A 21,950-nucleotide genomic window follows, 5' to 3' on the forward strand; every position below is an offset into this window, starting at 1 on the left:
ACGGTGCGGGGCATCACGCTGTACGGTCGATCCGAGCAGCTCCGGGGGGAGTGAGGAGAGCTGACGGGGGAAAGGGAAAAATCATGTCCAAACTTCCGGGATGGCTCGGTCGGCTGGGTGCTGAACTGACCGCGGTCGGGGCGCGCCTGGAAGAACGGCGCGCCGAGGGTGCCCGCCGCGACGACGCGGACGCCGACGCCGCGGAGACGTCCTCGTCGACGCTCTCGACCGTTGCCGCCGAACAGGTGCCCGCTCCACCCTCCTACGCCCCCTCCGTCGCCGCCAGGCCCGACCCGGTCGCCGCCATCCCGTGGGGGATGCGCGTCGCCGCCGAGGCGGGCTGGCGGCTGCTGGTCCTGGCGGGCACGCTCTGGGTGCTGATGCGCGTCGTCAGCGCCGTCCAGCTGGTCGTCCTCGCCTTCGTCGCCGCACTGCTGGTGACCGCGATGCTCCAGCCCACCGTCGTACGGCTGAGGCGGCTCGGGCTGCCGCGCGGTCTCGCCACCGCCGTCACCGCCGTGCTCGGCTTCGTCGTCATGGGCCTGGTCGGCTGGTTCGTCGTGTGGCAGGTGATGGACAATCTGGACACGCTCTCCGACAAGGTGCGCGACGGCATCGACGAGCTGAAGCGCTGGCTGCTCGACAGCCCGTTCCACGTCACCGAGTCGCAGATCAACGACATCGCGAAGAACCTCAGCGACACCATCGGGACCAACACCGAGGAGATCACCTCCGCAGGGCTGCAGGGCGTCACCGTGATGGTGGAGGTCCTCACCGGGATACTGCTGGCGATGTTCTCGACGCTCTTCCTGCTCTACGACGGGAAGCGCATCTGGCAGTGGGTGCTCAAGCTGGTCCCCTCCCAGGCCCGCCCCGGAGTGGCCGGCGCGGGACCGCGCGCCTGGCGGACGCTGACCGCCTACGTGCGGGGCACGGTGATCGTCGCCCTGATCGACGCGATCTTCATCGGTCTGGGGATCTACATCCTCGATGTGCCGATGGCGGTGCCGCTCGCCGTCTTCATCTTCCTCTTCGCCTTCATCCCCCTGGTCGGCGCCGTGATCTCCGGGGCGCTCGCCGTGGTCGTCGCGCTCGTCACCCAGGGCGTGTTCACCGCCCTGATGGCGCTCCTCGTGGTGCTCGCGGTGCAGCAGATCGAGGGCCACATCCTGCAGCCCTTCATCCTGGGCCGCGCGGTGCGCGTCCACCCGCTGGCCGTCGTCCTGTCGGTCGCCGCCGGCGGCATGATCGCCGGTATCGGAGGTGCGGTCGTCGCCGTCCCGCTCGTCGCCGTGACGAACACGGTGGTCGGCTACCTGCGGGCGTACGGGCGGGAGACCGCCCTGCGCCACTCGCCCCCGCCGCACGGCGCGACGGCCATCTCGGTGGCGCCGACGCCGGCCCCCGCCCCCCGCGGGGCCGACGACACACCGGAGCCCGCGGGCGCCGAGCCGGGCACGCAGGACGAGTCGCCGAAGTGAGGCCGCAGGACCACGGCCCACAGGAGCGGCACGGAACATGAGAAGGGCCCCGGGGACGGTCGGTCGTCCACGGGGCCCTCCTCGTTCAAGGGGTACTGCGGTCCTACTCGGCGAGAACGGCCTCAGCCTCGAGGGTCACGCCCACCGCCTGGATCACCGATGCGATCTTGACGGCTTCCTGAATGGTCTCACGGTCCACGCCGGCCTTGCGCAGCACCTGCTCGTGGGAGTCCAGGCACTGGCCGCAGCCGTTGATCGCGGAGACGGCGAGCGACCACAGCTCGAAATCGACCTTCTCCACGCCGGGCTTGCCGATGACGTTCATCCGCAGGCCCGCACGGAGGTTCCCGTACTCGGGGTCCGACAGCAGGTGCCGGGTGCGGTAGAAGACGTTGTTCATCGCCATGATGGCGGCGGCCGACTTCGCGGCGGTGTACGCCTCGGCGGAGAGGGCGGCCCTGGCCTCCGGCTCCAGCTCGCGCAGCACCTTCGGCGAGCGCGAGGCGATCGCGCAGGCCAGGACGGTGCCCCACAGCTGCTGCTGGGGGAGCTCGCTGTTCCCGATGACGGAACCGAGGTTCAGCTTCAGGTCCTTGGCGAAGTCCGGTATGGCGGACTTGAGTTCGTCGAGTGCCATGTCGGTATCAGCTCACTCGCCGGAGAGGAGGGCGACCGGGTCGAGGGTGGTCTCGCCCTTGGTCCAGTTGCAGGGGCAGAGCTCGTCGGTCTGCAGGGCGTCGAGGACCCGCAGGACCTCCTTGGGGTTACGGCCCACGGAACCGGCGGTCACCATCGTGAACTGGATCTCGTTGTTCTGGTCGACGATGAAGACGGCGCGCTGGGCGAAGCCGTCCTCGCCCTCGATGCCGAGGTCACGCATGAGCTCGTGCTTCGAGTCGGCCAGCATCGGGAAGGGCAGGTCGGTCAGGTCCGGGTGGTCCTTGCGCCAGGCGTGGTGCACGAACTCGGAGTCGCCGGAGAAGCCGAGGACCTGCGCGTCACGGTCGGCGAACTCGTCGTTCAGCTTGCCGAAGGCGGCAATCTCGGTGGGGCACACGAAGGTGAAGTCCTTCGGCCACGCGAAGACGATCTTCCACTGACCCTCATAGGTCTTGTGGTTGATCTGCTCGAACTCCTTGCCGCTCTCCAGCGACACGCAAGCGGTCAGGTCGAACTCGGGGAACTTGTCACCGACAGTGAGCACGCGCTCTCCTTGCAGCGTAGGAAATCCCTTTTTGGGGGCGTTCCTGGGGGTTGGACGATCACCACCTTGGCACAGAGTGCATTGATCGCGGAAATAGCTACACTCGGTCGTGATGATCGGAGGTGCCTATCAGTGGCGTATGTAAATCATGCCAATAGGTCCAAGCAGCCCAGCCTCTCGCAGCTGCGCGCTTTCGCGGCCGTCGCGGAACATCTGCACTTCCGGGACGCGGCGGCATCTATCGGGATGAGTCAGCCCGCACTCTCCGGCGCCGTGTCGGCACTGGAGACGGCACTCGGTGTCCAACTCATCGAGCGTACGACGCGCAAGGTGCTGCTCTCGCCCGCGGGGGAGCGGCTCGCGGTGCGGACCAGGGCGGTGCTGGAGGCGGTCGGCGAGCTGATGGAGGAGGCCGAGGCGGTGCGGGCGCCGTTCACCGGGGTGCTCCGGCTCGGGGTGATTCCCACGGTCGCGCCGTACCTGCTGCCGACCGTGCTCAGGCTGGTCCACGAGCGCTACCCGGAGCTGGACCTCCAGGTGCACGAGGAGCAGACCTCCTCGCTGCTGGACGGCCTGGCGGCGGGCCGGCTGGACCTGCTGCTGCTCGCCGTGCCGCTAGGCGTGCCGGGAGTCACCGAACTGCCCCTCTTCGACGAGGACTTCGTCCTGGTCATGGAGCAGGAGCACGAGCTGGGCGGACGTACGGACATCCCGCGTGAGGCACTGCGGGGCCTGCCCCTGCTCCTGCTCGACGAGGGGCACTGCCTGCGTGACCAGGCGCTGGACATCTGCCGCGAGGCGGGACGCACGGAGGGGGCGCCGGTGACGACGACCGCGGCCGGTCTCTCCACCCTGGTGCAGCTCGTCGCGGGCGGGCTCGGGGTGACGTTGCTGCCGCGTACGGCGGTGACGGTGGAGACCGCGCGGAACGATGCGCTGACCACCGGGTACTTCGCCGAACCGGCGCCCTCGCGGCGGGTGGCGCTCGCGGTGCGGACGGGAACGGCGCGGCACGCGGAGTTCGAGGAGTTCGCGGCGGCGCTGCGCGAAGCCATGGCGGCCCTTCCGGTGCGGGTGCCCGGAGAGGGGTGAGCGCGCCCCCCGACGCGCTCACCCCTCCCGCCGCCTCACTCCGTGCGCAGCCCGTCCGGGCGCATCGCGCGCCACAGCAGGGGGAGCGAGAGAAGGGTCACGGCCACGACGAGGACCGCGCCCGCGCCCGCCATCGGCAGGAACAGCCACCACTGCGTCACGGTCTTGCCCATCATCCACGTCAGCACGGCACCGAGCCCGAGACCGCCCGCGGTCGCGGCCAGAAGGCCGACGGCCACCGGCACGGCGGTCTGCCAGAGCACCGACCAGCCGAGGGTGACGCGCCTGGTGCCGAAGGCGACCAGGACCGACAGCAGCCGCTTGCGCTCCCGGAGCTGTTCCAGCTGGGAGATCAGCATCGAGGCCGCGATCAGGATCAGCATCGCCACCGCGCCCAGCCGCAGGCCCGTCTGCACGCTGGCGTACTGGCGCTCGCGTTCCGTCGAGGCCAGGGTGGCGACCCGCATCCCCGGGTCAATCCGGGCGGCCGTGTTGCGTACGTACTCGGAGACGTCCTCCACGCCCTCGTCGACCTTGATCTGCGCGGTCGTCCGGGCGCTCGGCAGGGTGCGGGGGTCGATGGCCCCGACGGTGGTCATGATGCCCCGGCGCTCCTCGCCGAGCGGGTCGGGAGCGGCTGTCACCGTCCGGGTGTCCGCGGGCAGGATCCAGCGCACCGACTTCGCTCCCGGCAGCCAGTCGCGGGTGGGGTTGAGCTCGATCTCCTCGCCCTTGCGCGCCGTCTCGTCGATCCAGTCGCTCGCCTCCTTGTCGCCCCTGGGATGGACGACGAAGGAGTCTCCCTCCTCACAGGAACCGATCTCGGCGAGTTCCTTCAGGGTGGCGCAATCGCCGACGCTGAGGGTGGTGGTGGGGGCGACCTCGTCCTTCCCGTACTTCCCCGGCCTGGTCACGTACGTCTCGACCGTGCCGATGACGGCCTCCACGCCCCTGGTGGACCGAAACGCCTCGATGGTCCGGGTGGCCGCGTCCCCACTCACCGTCTCGGAGAAGGTGTGGAACTGGGCGCGCGACGGGTCCTGCCCCGTCATCTGCTCGAATTCGTCGCCCACCGCCGCGAACAGCATCTGCAGGGCCACGGCGCCGGCCACCGCGACGGTGATGCCGCTCACCGCGCGGGACGCCGCCCCGCTGTTCAGCTGGAGGCGGCGGACGGCGAGCTGCCAGGGCAGCGGGCCCCCGTGCAGCCTGTCCACGCACGCCCCGACCAGCCAGGGCAGCAGCAGTGCCAGCCCGACCAGGACCAGTACGGCGCCGACCGCGATGGGATAGGGGTCGACCGGTGTGAATTCGTCGACCCTGCCCGTCAGGACCAGTACCGCCAGTCCCACGACCGGCATCGGCAGCCGCCACCACAGCCGGCGCCGGTGGCTTCCGCCGCCGCGTACGACGCCCAGCGGCTCGACGACCACGGCCCGCATGGCGACCAGGGTGACGAGCACCGCGGCCGAGGGAACTCCGACGCCGATCAGCGTCGCCGGCCAGACCGAGGGGGTCAGGTCGGAGGGGAAGGCGCTGTGGCCCCACACCTCGACGCGGCCGACGAACCTGCGGCCCACGAGGAAGAGGACCGCTCCGGTCAGCAGCCCGAGCACGGAACCGAACAGCGCCTCACCGGCCGCGATCCTGCGGGTCGTCCGGATGTCCGCACCGACCAGGCGAAGCGCGGCGAGCCGGCGGTCGCGCCGGTCGCCGCCGAACCGTACGGCGGTGGCGATGAAGATCGCGACGGGTGCCAGCAGCACGACGCAGATCAGGATGACGAGGACGACCAGGACGGGCTGCAGCGGCTCACCCCCGCGTTCGTCCCCGTACCCGGCCAGCCGGTGACCGCCGGTGGCGGGAGTCAGCGAGTCGCTGCCCGCGTAGAAGTACAGCTCACCCGGGGAACGGAGTCCCGCGTCGGCGATCGTCGAGGTGACCCGGTAGGGCAGCCGCTCCCTGAGGAGCGCGCCCTCGGACGAGGCCAGCAGGTCCCGGAGGGCGGGGGAGGCCGCCATCTCCCCGGATTCGGGGAAGGCCGCGACCCCGGGAGGGAGGACCGGGCGGGCACCCTCGGCGCGCATCAGGAAGCCTTCGACGGCGAGGCCGCGGTACTCGGTCGCCGCGTCGACCCGCAGAACCGTGCTGTCCGACTTCGGGACGTCCTCCTTGTTGCGCGACACCGAGGCCTCCTTGCGGGCCCGGTCGCGCTCCGAACGCTGGTCCAGCAGATGCGGCACGGAGGAGGCGACCAGCAGCATCGCCACACCCAGCCCGACGCCGACAGCGGTGAGCGCGGTCCGAGCCCAGCCCTCACGCCCGCCCGCGGCGGCGAAGCGCATGCCGATACCGAGGTCGCGGAGCCAGGTCATACGGCGAACTCCGGATCCCGGACGCGTCCGTCGCGTACGACGATGTCGCGGTCGGAGTACGCGGCCACCCGCGCCTCGTGCGTCACGAGCACGACGGCCGTGCCGGCCGACCGGGCGGACTCGGTGAGCAGCTCCATGACCCGCTCGCCGTTGAGGGAGTCCAGCGCACCCGTGGGCTCGTCCGCGAAGACCACCTTGGGCGACGCGACCAGGGCGCGTGCCACGGCGACCCGCTGGCCCTGCCCGCCGGAGACCTCGCCGGGGCGCTTGGCGGCGGTGTCGTCGACCTCCAGCCGCTCCAGCCACTCCAGGGCGGTGCGCGCGGCCTGCTTGCGCTTGACGCCGTTCAGCCGGAGAGGCAGTGCGACGTTCTCCAGGCAGGTCAGTTCGGGAACGAGCTGGCCGAACTGGAACACGAAGCCGAAATCGCCGCGTCGCAGGGAGCTGCGCTCGGCGTCGGACATCCCGGACAGGTCGCGGCCCGCGTACGTGAGGGTGCCCGAGTCGGGGACGACGATCCCCGCGAGGCAGTGCAGCAGCGTCGACTTGCCCGAGCCGGAGGGGCCCAGCACGGCGACGACCTCGCCCGGATGGACGGAGAACGAGGCGCCGTCGAGCGCGGGCGTCGAGCCGTAGGCCTTGCGCAGGTCGTGGGCGGCGAGCAGGGAGCCGGCAGGGGTCACGGGGCGATCACCTCGGCGAGCTGGTCGAGGCGCGCGCCGGTCAGTTCCAGCCAGCGCAGGTCGGCTTCGAGGTGGAACAGCGCGTAGTCGCAGATGAGCTGGTCGGCGAGGTCGCCCTTGCGTTTGCGGTCGGTGAGGACGCGCATGAGCCGCAGGTGCTCGGAGCGCTGCGCGTCCAGCAGACCGGAGGCGCTGCGCCCGGTGAGCAGGGCCAGGACGACCTTGGCGTAGAGCGTCGACTGGAGGTACGGCTCGGGCTTCTCCGGCCGGCTCAGCCAGGCGCCGACATCGGTGATCCCGGCATCGGTGATGGCGTAGCGCTTGCGCTCGGGGCCGCCGTCCGACTCCACCCCGTCGACCTCGACGAGGCCGTTCTTCAGCAGCCGGGACATGGTCGCGTAGACCTGCCCGTAGTGCAGGGGCCGGTCGTGACCGAACTTCTCGTCGAAGGTGCGCTTGAGGTCGTAGCCGTGGCGGGGGCCGGACTCGAGGAGCCCGAGGAGGGTGTGACCGATTGACATGCGGCGCACTCTACATGTCGTGTATACCTCGCGTGTATACGGGCCACTCCAGGCCGGTCGGGTGGTGCGGCCCGCCCCTCGAGCCCGTCCGGCGACCGGGGGCCGGGGGCTCGGGGGCGGAGCCGCCGGGCCCCCGGCCTCACCCCTCGGTACCGGGCTCCGCGTCCGACTCGTCAAAGGGTGTGGGCTCCGGCCCGGACGCCGGCTTCGGCGGCCGCCCCCGCCGAGGGATCGGCCCCGCACCCCCCGGCAGCCGCCCCGCCTCCGCCAGCGCCCGCCGCAGCAGGAACTCGATCTGCGCGTTCGCGCTGCGCAGTTCGTCCGAGGCCCAGCGGGCCAGCGCGTCGTGCACCGAGGGATCCAGCCGCAGCAGCATCTGCTTGCGCCGCGGCCGCCCGGCAGGGGTGGAGGCGTCGTCCGTCACTGGTAGAGCGTGCCCGTGTTCAGGACCGGCTGCGCCGCCCGGTCACCGCACAGCACCACCATCAGGTTGCTGACCATCGCCGCCTTGCGCTCGGCGTCGAGCTCGACGATGTCCTGCTCGGCGATGCGGGTCAGCGCCATCTCGACCATGCCCACCGCGCCCTCGACGATCTGCTGGCGGGCCGCGACGACGGCGCCCGCCTGCTGCCGCTGGAGCATCGCCGAGGCGATCTCGGGGGCGTACGCCAGGTGACTGAAGCGCGACTCGATGATCAGCACGCCCGCCGCCTGGACCCGTGCGGTGAGCTCGACGGCGAGCTTCTCGGTGATCTCCTCGGCGTTGCCGCGCAGCGAGAGCCCGCCCTCCTCGTGGGCGTCGTACGGGTACTCGATCGCGATGTGCCGGACGGCCGCCTCGGTCTGGGTGGCGACGAACTCCAGGAAGTCGTCGACCTCGAAGAGCGCCTGTGCGGTGTCCTCGACCTTCCAGACGACGATCGCGGCGAGCTCGATCGGGTTGCCGTACGCGTCGTTGACCTTCAGGACCGCCGTCTCGTGGTTGCGGACCCGGGTGGAGATCTTGCGGCTGGAGGTCAGCGGGTTGATCCAGCGCAGGCCGTCCGCGCGGATCGTGCCGACGTACCGGCCGAAGAGCTGGATGACCCGAGCCTCGCCCGGAGCGACCATTTTCACACCGCTCATGCAGAAGAACGAGGCGACGGTGAGCAGCAGTCCGAGGATCAGGAGCGGGACGCCGACGCCGTTGTGCCCGTTGCCGCCGAGGACGCCGCCGCCGATGGCCAGGCCGATGCCGAGGAACACCCCGAGGACGGTCAGCAGCAGTCCGAAGCCGCCGGGGATGGAGTGCGCCGTCGTCTCCCTGACCTGGGGGGCGGGCATCTCGGGTGCGTCCGGAGTCAGGTCGGCGCCGGGGTCGGTGGTGCCGGGACGGTCGTGCGGTGCGGTCATGGGGTCCCCCGTCTCGTGCGGCACGGAGCCGCGCTATCAATGTGATTTCACATTAACCGACTTCGCAACCTTGTGCACCCTTCGTGAGTCGGTTCCTTGGAGAGCGGGTGCTGATTGTCACGTCCGGAAAAGACCGGATCGCTCGCCATTTGTCCGCAGCTTCGGTGTTAGCTGATTGATCTGACCGGAGCGGAACGAGCAGAGGAACAGGAGCACCACAGTCATGGGGCGAGCGGATGCGCGACGGGCTCAGGGGCAGGAAGCGCGCCGGGCCGGGAGGGGCGGCATACGCGGACTCTTCACCTGGCGGAAGATCCTGGGCACGTTCTTCGGGCTCTGCCTGCTGGTGATGGGCGCCTTCGTGGCGCTCTACATGTACGTCGACGTGCCCGCGGCCAACGCCCAGGCCGAGAAGCAGAGCAACGTCTACAAGTACAGCGACGGCACACTCCTGGCCCGGACCGGCTCCGGCGTCAACCGCGAGATCGTGGACCTCGCCGTCGTTCCCAAGGGCGTCCAGCACGCCTTCGTCGCCGCCGAGAACAAGTCCTTCTACCGGGACCAGGGCGTCGACCTCAAGGGCACCGCGCGCGGCCTGCTCAACACGCTCTCGGGCAAGGGCAAGCAGGGCGGCTCCACGATCACCCAGCAGTACGTCAAGAACTACTACCTCACGCAGGACCAGACGGTCAGCCGCAAGCTCAAGGAACTGGTGATCTCGCTCAAGGTCGACCAGAGCACGAAGAAGGACGACATCCTCGCCGGATACCTGAACACCGTGTACTACGGACGCGGTGCGAGCGGCATCCAGGCGGCGGCACAGGCCTACTACGGGGTCGACGCCAAGGACCTCGACGTCTCCCAGGGCGCCTACCTCGCGGCCCTGCTCCAGGCCCCCAGCCAGTACGACTGGGCGGTCGCCTCGCCGACCGGCAAGAAGCTCGTCAAGGAGCGCTGGGGCTACACCCTGGACAACATGGTCGACGAGGGCTGGCTCGACGGGGCGGAACGCGGCAAGCTGACGTTCCCCGTCCCGAAGTCCCCCAAGGCCGCCCCCGGCATGGAGGGCCAGACGGGCTATCTCGTCGAGGCCGCCAACCAGGAGATGGCGCGGCAGGGCGTGACCGAGGAGATGCGCGAGGCCGGCGGCTGGACGGTCACCCTCAACATCGACAAGAAGCGGCAGAAGCAGCTGGAGAAGTCGGTCGACGACCAGCTGGAGAACCAGCTCGACCGCAAGGGCAACAAGATCGACGCGACCGTCCAGGCCGGCGCCACCTCCGTCGACCCGAAGACGGGCAAGGTCGTCGCGCTCTACGGCGGCGTCGGTGCCACCGAGCACTGGATATCCAACGCCACCCGGCAGGACTACCAGCCCGCCTCCACCTTCAAGCCGCTGGTGCTCGCCTCCGCCCTGGAGAACGAGTCGGTGACCCGGAACGGCGACCTGATCGGCCTCGGCACGGTCTACGACGGAACGAGCAAGCGCCCCGTCGTGGGCAGCGACACCCCGTTCGCGCCGCAGAACGAGGACGACATCAGCTACGACAACCCGACCGTCCAGCGGGCGATGGACAAGTCGATCAACGCCGTCTTCGCGCAGATGGTCGTCGACGTCACCCCGAGCGCCGTGAAGAAGACCGCGCTCGCCATGGGCGTACCCGACAAGAACTTCCCCGAGCGCCCCGCCATCACCCTGGGCACCATGAACGCCTCGACGTGGGACATGGCAGGGGTGTACGCCACCCTCGACAACCACGGCAAGAAGGTCACCCCGACCATCGTCAAGTCCGCGGAGCACCGCGACCGCGCCATGGAGCCGGTCGACGGGATCGGCGGCCAGGTGATCAGCCGGAGCTCGGCGGACACCGTGACGCGCGCGCTCACCGAGGTCGTCGACATCGGCTCCGGCCGTGAGGCCAACACCTCGGCCTACGACGCGGCGGGCAAGACGGGTACGTCGGAGAACAACAAGGCGGCCTGGTTCGCGGCCTACACCCCTGAGCTCTCGACGGTCGTGGCCCTGTATGGCGAGTCCACCAAGGAGGGCGGCGGACAGGTCACGCTGACCGGTACGGCCAACTCGGGCCGGGCCAACGGCGGCGGCTTCCCGGCGAAGATCTGGGCGGACTACACCCTCGGTGCCCTCGGTGGCGGCTCGAACGCCAGGTTCGACCTGGAGGGCGTGGAACGCGGGGAGACGGCGGTGACCGAGACCCCCTCGGCCACGCCGTCCGAGACGGAGTCCCCGAGCCCGACGCCGTCCGAGGAGACCGCGACGCCGTCCGAGACGCCGAGCGAGACCCCGAGCGAGGAGACGACGACGAGCCGGCCGCCGAGCGAGTCGCCCTCGGTCACCCCGAGCGAGGACCCCACCGGGACGAAGGACCCCGAGGACGGGGAGCAGCCACCGGGCGAGCGGCCGGGATCCGGCATCCTGGACCAGTGAGCAGACGTGGGGGGCGGTGCCGAGGAACGGCACCGCCCCCCACGCACGCTCCGGGGCGGGCACGCTCACGCCGTCCAGCAGGTGGCACATCGTGAAACGGTCGGACGTGCGGCAAAGGTCTACGGAGCGGGAGTGGCCATCTCGAACCACACCACTTTGCCCGTGGACAGCCGGGTGGCTCCCCACCTCCTGGCCAGCCTGTTGACCAGGAACAGTCCGCGTCCGCCCTCGTCCGTGTCCCGCGCACGGCGCTGCCTGGGCAGCTGCGGTGAGTCGTCGCCGACCTCGCAGCGCAGGATGTCCGTGCGCAGCAGCCGCAGCGTCACCGGGCGCTCCGCGTACCGCACCGCGTTCGTGACCACCTCGCTGACGAGCAGCTCCACCTCGTCCGCGAGATCGTCCAGCCCCCACCGGCTCAGCGCCCTGCGGGCCAGCCTTCGGGCCCGGCCCGGGGCCGCGTCCTCCGGTTCCAGGAACCAGTACGCGACGTCGCTCGGCGCGATCCCGTCGAAACGGGCTGCCAGCAGGGCGATGTCGTCGTCCCGGTCACCCGGGCCGAGCATGTCGAGCACGTCGTCGCAGAGCGCTTCCAGCGGCGGCGAGTGGTCCGGCCCGGTCAGCTGGGCGGTGGCGGCCAGCCGCTCCCGCAGCTGCTCGATCCCGGTCCACACGTCCCGCAGCCGTGACTCGACGAGCCCGTCCGTGTAGAGCAGCAGCGTGGCTCCGGCCGGGGCGTCCAGCTCGACCGCCTCGAAGTCCACCCCGCCGACGCCGATCGGAGCGCCCGGCGGAACCCGGAGCACCTCCGCCCGGCCGCCCAGATGCAGGAGCACGGGCGGCGGGTGGCCGGCGTTGGCGATGGTGATGCGGTGGGCGACGGGGTCGTACACCGCGTACAGGCAGGTCGCCATGCGGTCACTGCCGAGCCGCTGCGCCTGCTCGTCCAGGTGGTGCAGGACCTCCTGCGGCGGCAGGTCGAGACCGGCCAGGGTCTGCGCGGTGGTGCGCAGCTGCCCCATGATCGCCGCGGAGGTCATGGAGTGGCCCATCACGTCGCCGACGACCAGGGCGACCCTGCTGCCGGGCAGCGGGATCGCGTCGTACCAGTCCCCGCCCACCCTGGCGGTCTCCGCCGCCGGGAGGTAGCGGGAGGCCAGGCGCACGCCGGTCGGCTGCGGCAGCGAGTCGGGCAGCATGGTGCGCTGCAGCTCGTCCGCGATGTACGCCTCGCGGCCGTAGAGCACGGCCTTGTCGATGCCGAGCGCGGTGTGCGTGGCCAGCTGAGCCGCGACCAGCAGGTCGTTGGCCTCGAACGGCGGGCGTTCCGTGCCGCGCAGGAAGACGGCAGCACCGATCACCCGGCGCCGCCCGCGCAGCGGTGCCAGGATCGCGCGGTGTCCGGTGGGCACCGTCCGGCCGGCCCCCAGCAGCTCGGGCAGGGCGGCGCGCGCCGCGGCGGAGTCCCCGAAGACGGGCCGCACCCCGCGCAGCACCTCGGCGAGCGCACCGCCCGCCAGGACCTCGCACAGGTCGGCGGCGGGCAGCAGCCCGGCCTGCGGGTCGGAGACGGGCAGCCTCAGCAGCCGCTCGCCCTCCGGCCCGATCTCACTCTCCTCATCGGTTAAACGCAGCCTGTCGGTACGGCGCAGCCGTAGCACGAAAGGGCTGACCGGGCGCTCGTCACCCACCGGGAGCGGGTCGCGGAGATAGACGAGTATGGCGTCGGAGAACGTCGGCACACTGGCCCGGCACAGGCCGAGCACGATCTCGTCCAGGTCTATGCCCCGGGCGATCCGGCGGGTGGCGGCGCCGACGAAGCGCAGCCGGTCACCCTCGCGGCGGGCGACGGCCTGCGTGTCGGCGGGGTCCGCCGCGGCGGACCCGGGGGCCGCACCCGGCGCCGCGGAGGGGCCGGGGACCGCGGCCGTGGCGGCGATTCCCGCTACGGCCTCCGGCTGCCGGGGCCGGGCGCGTTCCTGCGACCGGGCGGCGAGGGGCTGCCGGCCTTCGTGGGAGGTGGGATGCTCCGTCACGCGTGGGATTCCGTCCGTCCGGGCCGGTTGTATGAGGCAATCGCCTTGTGGGGCGCCACTGTGCCCCGGCAAGAGCGGTGAGAACAACGGCTGTCACCGGATGCCCCGGTAAGCGGGGCCGAAACCGAACCGCCCGTCGGTGGGCCGATATCGGTCACTCCGGCGACGGGGCAGCGGGCAGCGAACACGTCTCCACCCCCTCGTAGTGGTTCCTGCGACCGCACGGCCCACCCGGTTCCGTGGCCCCGGTGACTCATGCGGTTCGTACGGTGACTTGTGGTCAGACCCCGTGCTGCGCGCACCGGTTGTGACGAAACATACCGGCCGTGCAGTCCGTGGAAGGCGATCCTACGTTTGCCCCCCTGGGGTGCATCAAGGGTCTCACGGCGATCCGGGAGCGGGGGTGCGGTCCCAGTCATCGGGCAACGGAGGGACCTGCCACCGCGGATCGGGCCGCCAGTGCTCCCACCCGTCCCGGAACGGCGCGCCCCAGCTCCGGACCACGTCGGCCGCCGCCAGACCCGCCTCCCGCACCCGCTGCGCGGTGACGCCGTCCATCAGCCCGACCCGCTGGGCCTGGGCGAACTCGTCCTCGTCGAGCCACTCCCAGCTGCGGTCGGGATGCACGGCGATGTCGAGGAAGTGGTCCTGGGAATCGACCCCTCCGGCCCAGCGCGCACGGGGCTCCTCGAGGTTGACGTACCAGTTGCGGAAGAGCCAGCCGTGGTCCCAGAACAGCCATACCGACCAGGGATCGCCCGGCCGGGCGATCTTCAGCACGCCCGTGCCGAACCACCGGGAACGCACCGTCGTGCGCGGACGCGTGTAGCGGGTGGCGAGCGGCTCGGCATGCACCTGGGTGCCGTCGGCGAGGACCGGTTTCACGCATTCGGTACCGGGGGCCAGCCACACGGCGAGCAGCTCGTCGGTGTCCTGGACCACGGTGACCGGACGGCAGATGTGCACGGGCCGGTCACCGCCGTTGTCCCGGTAGCGCCAGAGGATCCGGTCGCCCGGCGCCCAGCGCCCGCCGTCCCCCGCACCCGCCCCGGTGTCTGCTCCCGTACCCGCTTCCGTGGCTGTCATGAAGAGATCTTAGGTACGGCGCCGCCCGCCCGCTGCGAAATGCTTCACGGCCGGGTCATGCGCAGCACGTCCAGGGCCTCGTCGAGCTGCTCCGCGGTCAGGTCGCCGCGCTCGACGTAGCCCCCGGCCAGCACCGTCTCCCGGATCGTGGTGCCCTCGGCCAGCGACTTCTTGGCGACCTTCGCCGCCTCCTCGTACCCGATGTACTTGTTCAGGGGGGTCACCACCGACGGCGACGACTCCGCGTACAGCCGGGCCCGTTCCACGTTGGCCGTGATGCCGTCGACCGTGCGGTCGGCGAGCAGCCGGGAGGCGTTGGCGAGCAGTCGCACCGACTCCAGCAGGTTCTTCGCCATCACGGGCAGCATCACGTTGAGCTCGAAGTTGCCGGCCGCACCGGCGGTGGCGACGGTGGCGTCGTTCCCCGTCACCTGCGCCGCGACCATCAGCACGGCCTCCGGGATGACCGGATTGACCTTGCCCGGCATGATCGACGAACCCGGCTGCAGGTCGGGCAGACTGATCTCGGCCAGCCCGGTGCGCGGACCGGAGGCCATCCAGCGCAGGTCGTTGGAGATCTTGGTGAGCGAGACGGCGACGGTACGGAGGTGCCCGGACGCCTCGACGAGTCCGTCCCGGGCGCCCTGGGCCTCGAAGTGGTCACGGGCCTCGGTGAGCGGCAGCCCGGTGGTGCGCGCCACCTCGGCGATCACGGCGGCGGAGAAGCCCGGCGGGGTGTTGATCCCGGTGCCCACCGCCGTACCCCCCAGTGGGAGTTCGGCGAGGCGGGGGAGCGCGGAGCGCAGCCGTTCGACGCCGTAGCGGATCTGCGCGGCGTAGCCGCCGAACTCCTGGCCCAGGGTGACGGGCGTGGCGTCCATCAGATGGGTACGGCCCGACTTCACGACATCCGCGAATTCGGCCGATTTCCGCTCCAGGGCGGATGCCAGGTGGTCCAGGGCCGGGATGAGGTCGGCGGTGACGGCGGCGGTCGCGGCGATGTGGATGGAGGACGGGAACACGTCGTTGGAGGACTGGGACGCGTTGACGTGGTCGTTGGGGTGGACCTCGCGCCCGAGCCGCTCGGTGGCGAGCGTGGCCACGACCTCGTTGGTGTTCATGTTGGACGACGTGCCGGAGCCCGTCTGGAACACGTCGATGGGGAAGTGCTCGTCCCAGCGGCCGTCGGCCACCTCGGCGGCGGCCGAGCTGATCGCCTCGGCGACGTTGGGATCCAGCACCTCCAGCTCGGCGTTGACCTTCGCGGCCGCGGCCTTGATCCGGGCCAGGGCCTCGATGTGGGCCCGTTCCAGGCGCTGTCCGGAGATGGGGAAGTTCTCCACGGCGCGCTGCGTCTGAGCCCGCCACTTGGCGTGCGCGGGCACTTTCACCTCGCCCATCGAGTCGTGCTCGACGCGGTACCGCGCTTCCTCGGCCGATCCGTTCATGTGTTCCAACCTCCTGGTGAAGACGAGCGCGTGGCGTGTTCCCCGTATTCCCCCGACGCCACCGGCGGCCAGTAAATACCCGGCGCGGTCCGACGGCGGCGACCGGGCGGCGCGGCGCGCCCGGACCGCGACGGGCGTACGGGGTGCGGGCTCGTCCGTGCGGCTCCCCGGTCCGGGAGCGGGCCGGATCCGCGGGGGCGGGCCTGCGGGGGAACGCGGCAGGGGCGCCCCGGCCGCGGCCGGAACGCCCCTGGAACCGCGTGCGGATCAGCCGAGGCCGGGGCCGCGGACCGGAATGCTGGTGAAGGTCGGTGCCGGGGCGGGCTCCGTGAAGAAGTCGTTGCCCTTGTCGTCGACGACGACGAACGCGGGGAAGTCCTCCACCTCGATCCGCCAGACCGCCTCCATGCCGAGCTCCTCGTACTCGACGACCTCGACCTTCTTGATGCAGTCCTGCGCGAGGCGCGCCGCCGGCCCGCCGATCGAGCCGAGGTAGAAGCCGCCGTGGGCGTCGCACGCGTCGGTGACCTGCCGTGACCGGTTGCCCTTGGCGAGCATCACCTTGGAGCCGCCCGCCGCCTGGAACTGCGCGACGTAGCTGTCCATGCGGCCGGCCGTCGTGGGGCCGAAGGAGCCGGACGCGTAGCCCTCGGGGGTCTTCGCCGGTCCCGCGTAGTACACCGGGTGGTCCTTGAGGTACTGCGGCATCTCCTCGCCCGCGTCGAGCCGCTCCTTGATCTTGGCGTGCGCGATGTCGCGCGCCACGACCAGCGGACCGGTCAGCGAGAGCCGTGTCTTGACCGGGTACTTGGTGAGCTCCGCGAGGATGTCGTCCATCGGCCGGTTCAGGTCGATGCGGACGACGTCGCCGTCGCTTTCGAGGTGCGCGTCGGTGGTGTCCGGCAGGAAGCGCGCGGGGTCCTTCTCCAGCTGCTCCAGGAAGACGCCCTCCGCGGTGATCTTCGCGGTGGCCTGGCGGTCCGCCGAGCAGGAGACGGCGATGGCGACGGGCAGCGAGGCGCCGTGGCGGGGGAGGCGGACGACGCGCACGTCGTGGCAGAAGTACTTGCCGCCGAACTGCGCGCCGATGCCGATCCGCTGCGTCAGCTCGAAGACCTTCTGCTCCAGCTCCTCGTCCCGGAAGCCGTGGCCGGTCGGGGAGCCCTCGGCCGGGAGCTCGTCCAGGTAGTGCGCGGAGGCGTACTTCGCGGTCTTCAGGGCGAATTCGGCCGACGTACCGCCGACGACGATCGCCAGGTGGTACGGCGGGCAGGCGGCCGTCCCCAGCGAGCGGATCTTCTCCTCCAGGAACTTCATCATGGAGGCCTCGTTGAGGACCGCCTTGGTCTCCTGGTAGAGGAACGACTTGTTGGCCGAGCCGCCGCCCTTGGCCATGAAGAGGAACTTGTACGCGCCGCCGTCGGTGGCGTACAGCTCGATCTGGGCCGGGAGGTTCGAGCCCGTGTTCTTCTCGTCCCACATCGTCAGCGGGGCCATCTGCGAGTAGCGCAGGTTGAGCTTGGTGTACGCGTCGAAGATGCCGTGCGACAGGGCCTCCTCGTCACCGCCCTCGGTGAGGACGTTCTGCCCGCGCTTGCCCATGACGATCGCCGTGCCGGTGTCCTGGCACATGGGCAGGACACCCGCCGCGGCGATGTTCGCGTTCTTCAGGAGGTCGAGCGCGACGAACTTGTCGTTCGACGAGGCCTCGGGGTCGTCCACGATGCGCCGCAGCTGCGCCAGGTGGGCGGGCCGCAGGTAGTGCGAGATGTCGTGCATGGCCTCCGCGGCGAGCGTGCGCAGGGCCTCCGGAGCCACCTTGAGGAACGTACGGCCGTCGGCCTCGAAGGTCGAGACGCCCTCGGCGGTCACCAGCCGGTACGGCGTGGTGTCCTCTCCCAGCGGGAGCAGATCGGAGTACGCAAACTCTGGCATTACGGCCATTCCTCACTCGGCGACAGCGGCTGACCTCCCTTGGGCAGCGCATCCACCAGGGTAGAGCGCCGCCGACGCGCCGGGCCTGTGAGGTAAGGCTCACCCGGGCGGCCCGGCAGGGGGCCGGATCGCGACGCCGGGCCGCCGGGGTACTGGTCGCGATCTATCGCGTTTGGGTAGGCTGGTGCGGTGGACCTCGAGAAGCAGCCCCAGCAGCCCGTCGCTCCGGCCGGTCCCGCGCCCGCCGGGATCCGTGCCTCCGACGCGGACCGCGACCGGATCGCGGACATCCTGCGGGAGGCGATGGTCGAGGGCCGGCTGACCGCCGAGGAGCACGCCGAGCGGATCGACCTGGTCTACCGGGCCAAGACCGTGGGCGAGTTGCAGCCGCTGGTGCAGGACCTCCCGGCGCACGGCCCTGCCGAGCGGCGGGCCGAGACGCCCTACGGGTACGGCCCCGAGGGCCCGGCCGGGCCCGCCGAGAACCTCGTGGCGGTCTTCAGCAGCTCCACCCGCAGGGGGCGTTGGCGCGTCGGGGGCCGCACGAACGCCTTCTCCCTCTTCGGTAGCGTCGAGATCGACCTGACCGAGGCTCTTTTCGGTCAGCGTCTGACCGTCATCAACGCGACGTCCCTCTTCGGCAGCGTCGAGATCCGGGTGCCCGAGAACATTTCGCTGCGCGGCAGCGGTACGGGCATTTTCGGCAATTTCGAAGTCGACACACTGGAATCCACCGACCCGGAAGCCCCGGTGGTCGTGGTGAACGGCTATTCCGTCTTCGGGCACGTCGAGGCAAAGCCCAAGCGTGGCAAGCTCATTGCCAACCTCCACGACCAGTTGCGCAAGCATCTCGGCCGCTGAGGCCGGTCGGTCGGCGTCCTGTGAATTCCGGCCAGATAACGCACTCCGGCTGTTCCAGGAGTCGTACGGCAAGGCCACGCAGTGCATAGGCGTGCGTACAGCGGGTAGGGACTGCTGCATCGTCTCTCGCTCGCGAAGCCGAAGCCGTCGTCAGGAGTAGACCGTGCTGCAACTGCCGCATCAGCCCCTGCAGGTCGCCCCCGTGCCGTCCCAGCGCGCCCCCGCGCGGGAGGACCAGGCGGGACCCTGGCATTCGGAGGCGGTGTGCCGCCGGGACGAAGCCGGGCTGTTCTTCGCCCCGTCGAAGGAGCCGACTGCTGCCCGGCTGTCCCGCGAGGTGGCCGCGAAGCAGGTCTGCGCCGGGTGCCCGGTCATGGTCGAGTGCCGCGAACACGCACTCGTGCAGCCCGAGCCCTACGGGGTGTGGGGCGGCCTCACCGCCGCCGAGCGCCGCGTCGTGCTCGCCCGGCGGCGCAGACGCGACATCGAGCTTGCGGCGGCCCCGGCGGAGCACATAGCCGCGGCCGGCTGAGCCCTGCGCGTGCGGGCGAGGGGCCGCCCGGGCGGCCCCTCGGGAGCGCCGGTCCTACTTGGCCCGGTCGAAGTCGATGGCGCTGTAGGCGCGCAGCTTCGAGAGCCGGTGCGTGGAGTCGATCCGCCGGATCGTTCCCGACTTCGAGCGCATCACCAGGGACTCCGTGGTCGCCGTCTCCGCGCGGTACCGCACACCGCGCAGCAGCTCACCGTCGGTGATTCCGGTGGCGACGAAGAACACGTTGTCGCCGCTGACGAGGTCGTCCGTCGAGAGCACCCGGTCCAGGTCGTGCCCGGCGTCCAGTGCGCGCCGCCGCTCGGCCTCGTCCTTGGGCCAGAGCTTGCCCTGGATGACACCGCCGAGGCACTTTATGGCGCACGCCGAGATGATGCCCTCCGGGGTGCCGCCGATGCCCATGAGCAGGTCGACGCCGGTCCCTTCGCGGGCGGCCATGATCGAGCCGGCCACGTCCCCGTCGGAGATGAACTTGATCCGGGCGCCCGTCTCCCGGATCTCCCGGACGATGCCGTCGTGCCGGGGGCGGTCGAGGATGACGACGGTGACGTCCTCGGGCGTCGAGCTCTTGGCCTTGGCGACGCGCCGGATGTTCACGGAGACCGGTGCGTTGATGTCCACGAAGTCGGCGGCCTCGGGGCCGGTGACCAGCTTGTCCATGTAGAAGACGGCGGACGGGTCGAACATGGCGCCCCGGTCCGCGGCGGCGAGCACGGCGATCGCGTTGGGCATGCCCTTGGCGTTGAGCGTGGTGCCGTCGATCGGGTCGACGGCGATGTCGACCTCGGCACCGGTGCCGTCACCGACCCGCTCGCCGTTGTACAGCATGGGGGCTTCGTCCTTCTCGCCTTCACCGATGACGACGATGCCGTTCATCGACACGGTGGAGACGAGGGTCCGCATGGCGTTGACGGCGGCGCCGTCGGCGCCGATCTTGTCGCCGCGGCCGACCCAGCGCCCGGCGGCCATGGCGGCGGCTTCGGTGACCCGGACCAGCTCCAGGGCCAGGTTGCGGTCGGGGGCCTCCGGGGAGACCTCCAGGGGGGACGGCAGATGATGCTCGGACATCGGAGCGCACCTTTCTGTACGGCGACGACCGGAAATGAGGGTGCTGTGACTCTATCGGTAGGTCGATAAAATGAGCAGGGCGGGTCACGGATGAGCGGATGCCCCCCGGTCGGGCGTGGGAGGCCCCATGCCACCATTGACCCCGTGGCAAGCAAGCGAGGCAAGCAGACCGTCCGGGACATGTTCCTGTCGATGACGGTGATCACCGCATTGGCGGGGGTCATCTACCTCTTCATCCCGCACGACGACACGGCTGATCCGATCAAGGCCGTGGACTACCGGGTCGAGCTCGCGACGGCGCGCCGCGCCGCGCCGTACCCGGTTGCCGCCCCGGCGGGGCTGTCGGAGAAGTGGAAGCCGACCTCGGTCTCGTACGAGGGCCGGAACGGTGCGGGCTGGCACCTGGGCTTCCTCGATCCGGACGGCAGGTACGTAGCGGTGGAGCAGTCCACGGTCCCGGCCGGGAAGTACGTGCCGGAGGTGAGCCGGCAGGCCAAGGACACCGGGCGCACGTACGACGTGGCCGGTGAGGCGTGGCAGCACTGGGAGGGCCCGAAGTACGACGCCCTCGTGCTGCAGGCCGAGGGCGTGACCACGGTGGTCACCGGATCGGCCCCGACGGAGAGCCTCGCGGAGATGGCCGCCGCGCTGGAGACGTCTTCCTGACCCGGGAGTCCTCCTGGACGTCCGTGGACATGGAGAAGCCCCGCGAACGCTCGGCGTTCGCGGGGCTTCTCCATGCGGGTGGTCCGGATCAGACGGTGGTGACGACCTCGTCGTAGGACAGGCGCGGCAGGCGGGGGAGCCAGGCGGCCTCGCCCGGCTTGCCGATGTTGACGGCCATGAGCAGCTTGTGGTCGCCGTCCAGGAACTCCTTCTCGATGCCCGCGGCGTCGAAGCCGGTCATCGGGCCGGCCGCCAGGCCGGCGGCGCGGACGCCGATGATGAAGTAGGCGGCCTGCAGCGCGGCGTTCAGCGTGGCGGACTGCTCGCGGACCGGGCGCTCGGAGAAGAACGCGTCCTTGGCCTGCGGGAAGTGCGGCAGGAGCGCCGGGAGCTCGTCGTGGAACTCGTTGTCCGCGACGAGGAGCGCGACCAGCGGGGCCGTGGAGGTCTTGGGCCGGTTGCCCTCGGCCATGTGCTTCACGAGGCGCTCGCGGCCCTCGGCCGAGCGGACCAGGACGACGCGCAGCGGCGACTGGTTGAAGGCGGTGGGGCCGTACTTGACCAGGTCGTAGATCGCCTGGACCTGCTCGTCGGTCACCGGCTCGTCGGTGAACGTGTTGGCGGTGCGGGCCTCACGGAAGAGGAGGTCCTGGGCGGCGGGGTCAAGGACGAGGGACATCTGTGGGGGTGCCTTCCGGACGGACGGGTGTCGAGCGAGTCGTCACCGTAGCCCGAATGTTGATTAACATTCAACTAAATCGAGGTCGACGTGACCGACCGCACAGCGCCCGGCAGGTCCCTTTCGTGTCCCGCCCCCGTCGCCGTCCGCGCTCAGTCCGTGTCCGTGCCCTCCCCGGGCTCCTCGGGACGTGCCAGCGCCGCGTCCAGGCGGGCCCGCGCCCCCTCCAGCCAGCGCCGGCAGACCTTCGCCAGCTCCTCGCCGCGCTCCCACAGGGCCAGCGACTCCTCCAGCGTCGTGCCGCCCGCCTCGAGGCGGCGCACGACCTCGATCAGCTCGTCCCGCGCCTGCTCGTACCCGAGCGTGCCGGTCGCGGCAGCCGTCGTCGTCCCGTCGTCCGTCATGTGATCCACCCTAAGCGTGAGGT

At 70.9% G+C, this 21,950-nt stretch carries 20 protein-coding genes; 6 read left to right on the plus strand and 14 right to left on the minus strand.

What is annotated here, in order from left to right; translation table 11 throughout:
• The first annotated feature begins 83 nt into the window (after positions 1–83).
• Positions 84–1,481, plus strand: a complete 1,398-nt coding sequence (locus OG927_RS21155; RefSeq protein ID WP_330320631.1) for an AI-2E family transporter — start codon at positions 84–86, stop codon at positions 1,479–1,481.
• A 103-nt stretch (positions 1,482–1,584) separates the two neighbouring features.
• On the opposite strand, the gene OG927_RS21160 is transcribed toward OG927_RS21155, so the two are convergent.
• Together OG927_RS21160 and OG927_RS21165 are read right to left on the minus strand one after the other, a co-directional pair.
• The gene (locus tag OG927_RS21160) at positions 1,585–2,118 is read right to left on the minus strand and encodes an alkyl hydroperoxide reductase (protein WP_056793801.1); all 534 of its coding nucleotides are present in this window, start codon (positions 2,116–2,118) and stop codon (positions 1,585–1,587) included.
• Positions 2,119–2,130: 12 nt separating this feature from the next.
• The gene (locus OG927_RS21165) at positions 2,131–2,685 is read right to left on the minus strand and encodes a peroxiredoxin (protein ID WP_056793803.1); all 555 of its coding nucleotides are present in this window, start codon (positions 2,683–2,685) and stop codon (positions 2,131–2,133) included.
• 132 nt (positions 2,686–2,817) lie between these two features.
• Between OG927_RS21165 and OG927_RS21170 the strand changes: the two genes are divergently transcribed.
• A complete protein-coding gene (locus tag OG927_RS21170; RefSeq protein WP_079099463.1) occupies positions 2,818–3,777 on the plus strand; it encodes a hydrogen peroxide-inducible genes activator in 960 nt (319 codons plus the stop codon).
• A gap of 35 nt (positions 3,778–3,812) precedes the next feature.
• Here the strand turns inward: OG927_RS21170 and OG927_RS21175 are convergent, their stop codons facing one another.
• The 5 genes from OG927_RS21175 to OG927_RS21195 all read right to left on the minus strand — a co-directional run bounded on the left by OG927_RS21175 (position 3,813) and on the right by OG927_RS21195 (position 8,748).
• Complete coding sequence (locus OG927_RS21175) at positions 3,813–6,152, minus strand: ABC transporter permease (RefSeq protein WP_330320632.1); 2,340 nt, start codon at positions 6,150–6,152, stop codon at positions 3,813–3,815.
• Entirely contained in the window at positions 6,149–6,835 is a 687-nt protein-coding gene (locus OG927_RS21180; RefSeq protein WP_056793809.1) for an ABC transporter ATP-binding protein, read from the minus strand. The genes OG927_RS21175 and OG927_RS21180 overlap by 4 nt, the downstream gene beginning before the upstream one ends.
• Entirely contained in the window at positions 6,832–7,356 is a 525-nt protein-coding gene (locus OG927_RS21185; protein ID WP_056793811.1) for a PadR family transcriptional regulator, read from the minus strand. The genes OG927_RS21180 and OG927_RS21185 overlap by 4 nt, the downstream gene beginning before the upstream one ends.
• A 139-nt stretch (positions 7,357–7,495) precedes the next feature.
• Positions 7,496–7,732 carry a hypothetical protein gene (locus tag OG927_RS21190; RefSeq protein WP_245377181.1) on the minus strand — a complete coding sequence of 79 codons (237 nt, stop codon included), beginning with the start codon at positions 7,730–7,732 and terminating at the stop codon, positions 7,496–7,498.
• A gap of 44 nt (positions 7,733–7,776) precedes the next feature.
• Entirely contained in the window at positions 7,777–8,748 is a 972-nt protein-coding gene (locus OG927_RS21195; RefSeq protein WP_056793815.1) for an SPFH domain-containing protein, read from the minus strand.
• A 223-nt stretch (positions 8,749–8,971) separates the two neighbouring features.
• Here OG927_RS21195 and OG927_RS21200 point away from each other — a divergent pair, with 223 nt between their 5' ends.
• Positions 8,972–11,197, plus strand: a complete 2,226-nt coding sequence (locus OG927_RS21200; protein WP_056793817.1) for a transglycosylase domain-containing protein — start codon at positions 8,972–8,974, stop codon at positions 11,195–11,197.
• Positions 11,198–11,316: 119 nt separating this feature from the next.
• On the opposite strand, the gene OG927_RS21205 is transcribed toward OG927_RS21200, so the two are convergent.
• From OG927_RS21205 to OG927_RS21220, 4 genes are all read right to left on the minus strand, one after another.
• Positions 11,317–13,230, minus strand: coding sequence for an ATP-binding SpoIIE family protein phosphatase (locus tag OG927_RS21205; RefSeq protein WP_124281276.1), 1,914 nt, complete (start codon positions 13,228–13,230; stop codon positions 11,317–11,319).
• Positions 13,231–13,611: 381 nt separating this feature from the next.
• Positions 13,612–14,316, minus strand: coding sequence for a cytidylyl-2-hydroxypropylphosphonate hydrolase (gene fomD / locus OG927_RS21210; RefSeq protein WP_056793821.1), 705 nt, complete (start codon positions 14,314–14,316; stop codon positions 13,612–13,614).
• A gap of 44 nt (positions 14,317–14,360) precedes the next feature.
• Complete coding sequence (locus tag OG927_RS21215; protein ID WP_330320633.1) at positions 14,361–15,764, minus strand: class II fumarate hydratase; 1,404 nt, start codon at positions 15,762–15,764, stop codon at positions 14,361–14,363.
• A gap of 267 nt (positions 15,765–16,031) precedes the next feature.
• Complete coding sequence (locus OG927_RS21220; RefSeq protein ID WP_056793824.1) at positions 16,032–17,708, minus strand: fumarate hydratase; 1,677 nt, start codon at positions 17,706–17,708, stop codon at positions 16,032–16,034.
• Positions 17,709–17,888: 180 nt separating this feature from the next.
• Here OG927_RS21220 and OG927_RS21225 point away from each other — a divergent pair, with 180 nt between their 5' ends.
• Both OG927_RS21225 and OG927_RS21230 read left to right on the plus strand, forming a co-directional pair.
• On the plus strand, positions 17,889–18,560 hold the full coding sequence (locus OG927_RS21225; protein ID WP_056793826.1) for a DUF1707 SHOCT-like domain-containing protein: 672 nt from the start codon (positions 17,889–17,891) through the stop codon (positions 18,558–18,560).
• A 163-nt stretch (positions 18,561–18,723) separates the two neighbouring features.
• Positions 18,724–19,092 carry a WhiB family transcriptional regulator gene (locus OG927_RS21230; RefSeq protein WP_056793828.1) on the plus strand — a complete coding sequence of 123 codons (369 nt, stop codon included), beginning with the start codon at positions 18,724–18,726 and terminating at the stop codon, positions 19,090–19,092.
• A gap of 54 nt (positions 19,093–19,146) precedes the next feature.
• On the opposite strand, the gene glpX is transcribed toward OG927_RS21230, so the two are convergent.
• On the minus strand, positions 19,147–20,178 hold the full coding sequence (glpX, locus tag OG927_RS21235) for a class II fructose-bisphosphatase (protein WP_056793830.1): 1,032 nt from the start codon (positions 20,176–20,178) through the stop codon (positions 19,147–19,149).
• A 144-nt stretch (positions 20,179–20,322) separates the two neighbouring features.
• On the opposite strand from glpX, the gene OG927_RS21240 reads away from it, so the two are divergent.
• Positions 20,323–20,844, plus strand: a complete 522-nt coding sequence (locus OG927_RS21240) for a DUF4245 domain-containing protein (protein ID WP_056793832.1) — start codon at positions 20,323–20,325, stop codon at positions 20,842–20,844.
• Positions 20,845–20,932: 88 nt separating this feature from the next.
• On the opposite strand, the gene OG927_RS21245 is transcribed toward OG927_RS21240, so the two are convergent.
• Entirely contained in the window at positions 20,933–21,523 is a 591-nt protein-coding gene (locus OG927_RS21245) for a malonic semialdehyde reductase (protein WP_056793835.1), read from the minus strand.
• A gap of 152 nt (positions 21,524–21,675) precedes the next feature.
• A complete protein-coding gene (locus tag OG927_RS21250; protein ID WP_056793837.1) occupies positions 21,676–21,927 on the minus strand; it encodes an exodeoxyribonuclease VII small subunit in 252 nt (83 codons plus the stop codon).
• Between the last annotated feature and the right edge of the window lie 23 nt (positions 21,928–21,950).

It is taken from the genome of Streptomyces clavifer (genome assembly GCF_036345975.1).
GTDB classification, from domain to species: Bacteria; Actinomycetota; Actinomycetes; order Streptomycetales; family Streptomycetaceae; genus Streptomyces; species Streptomyces clavifer.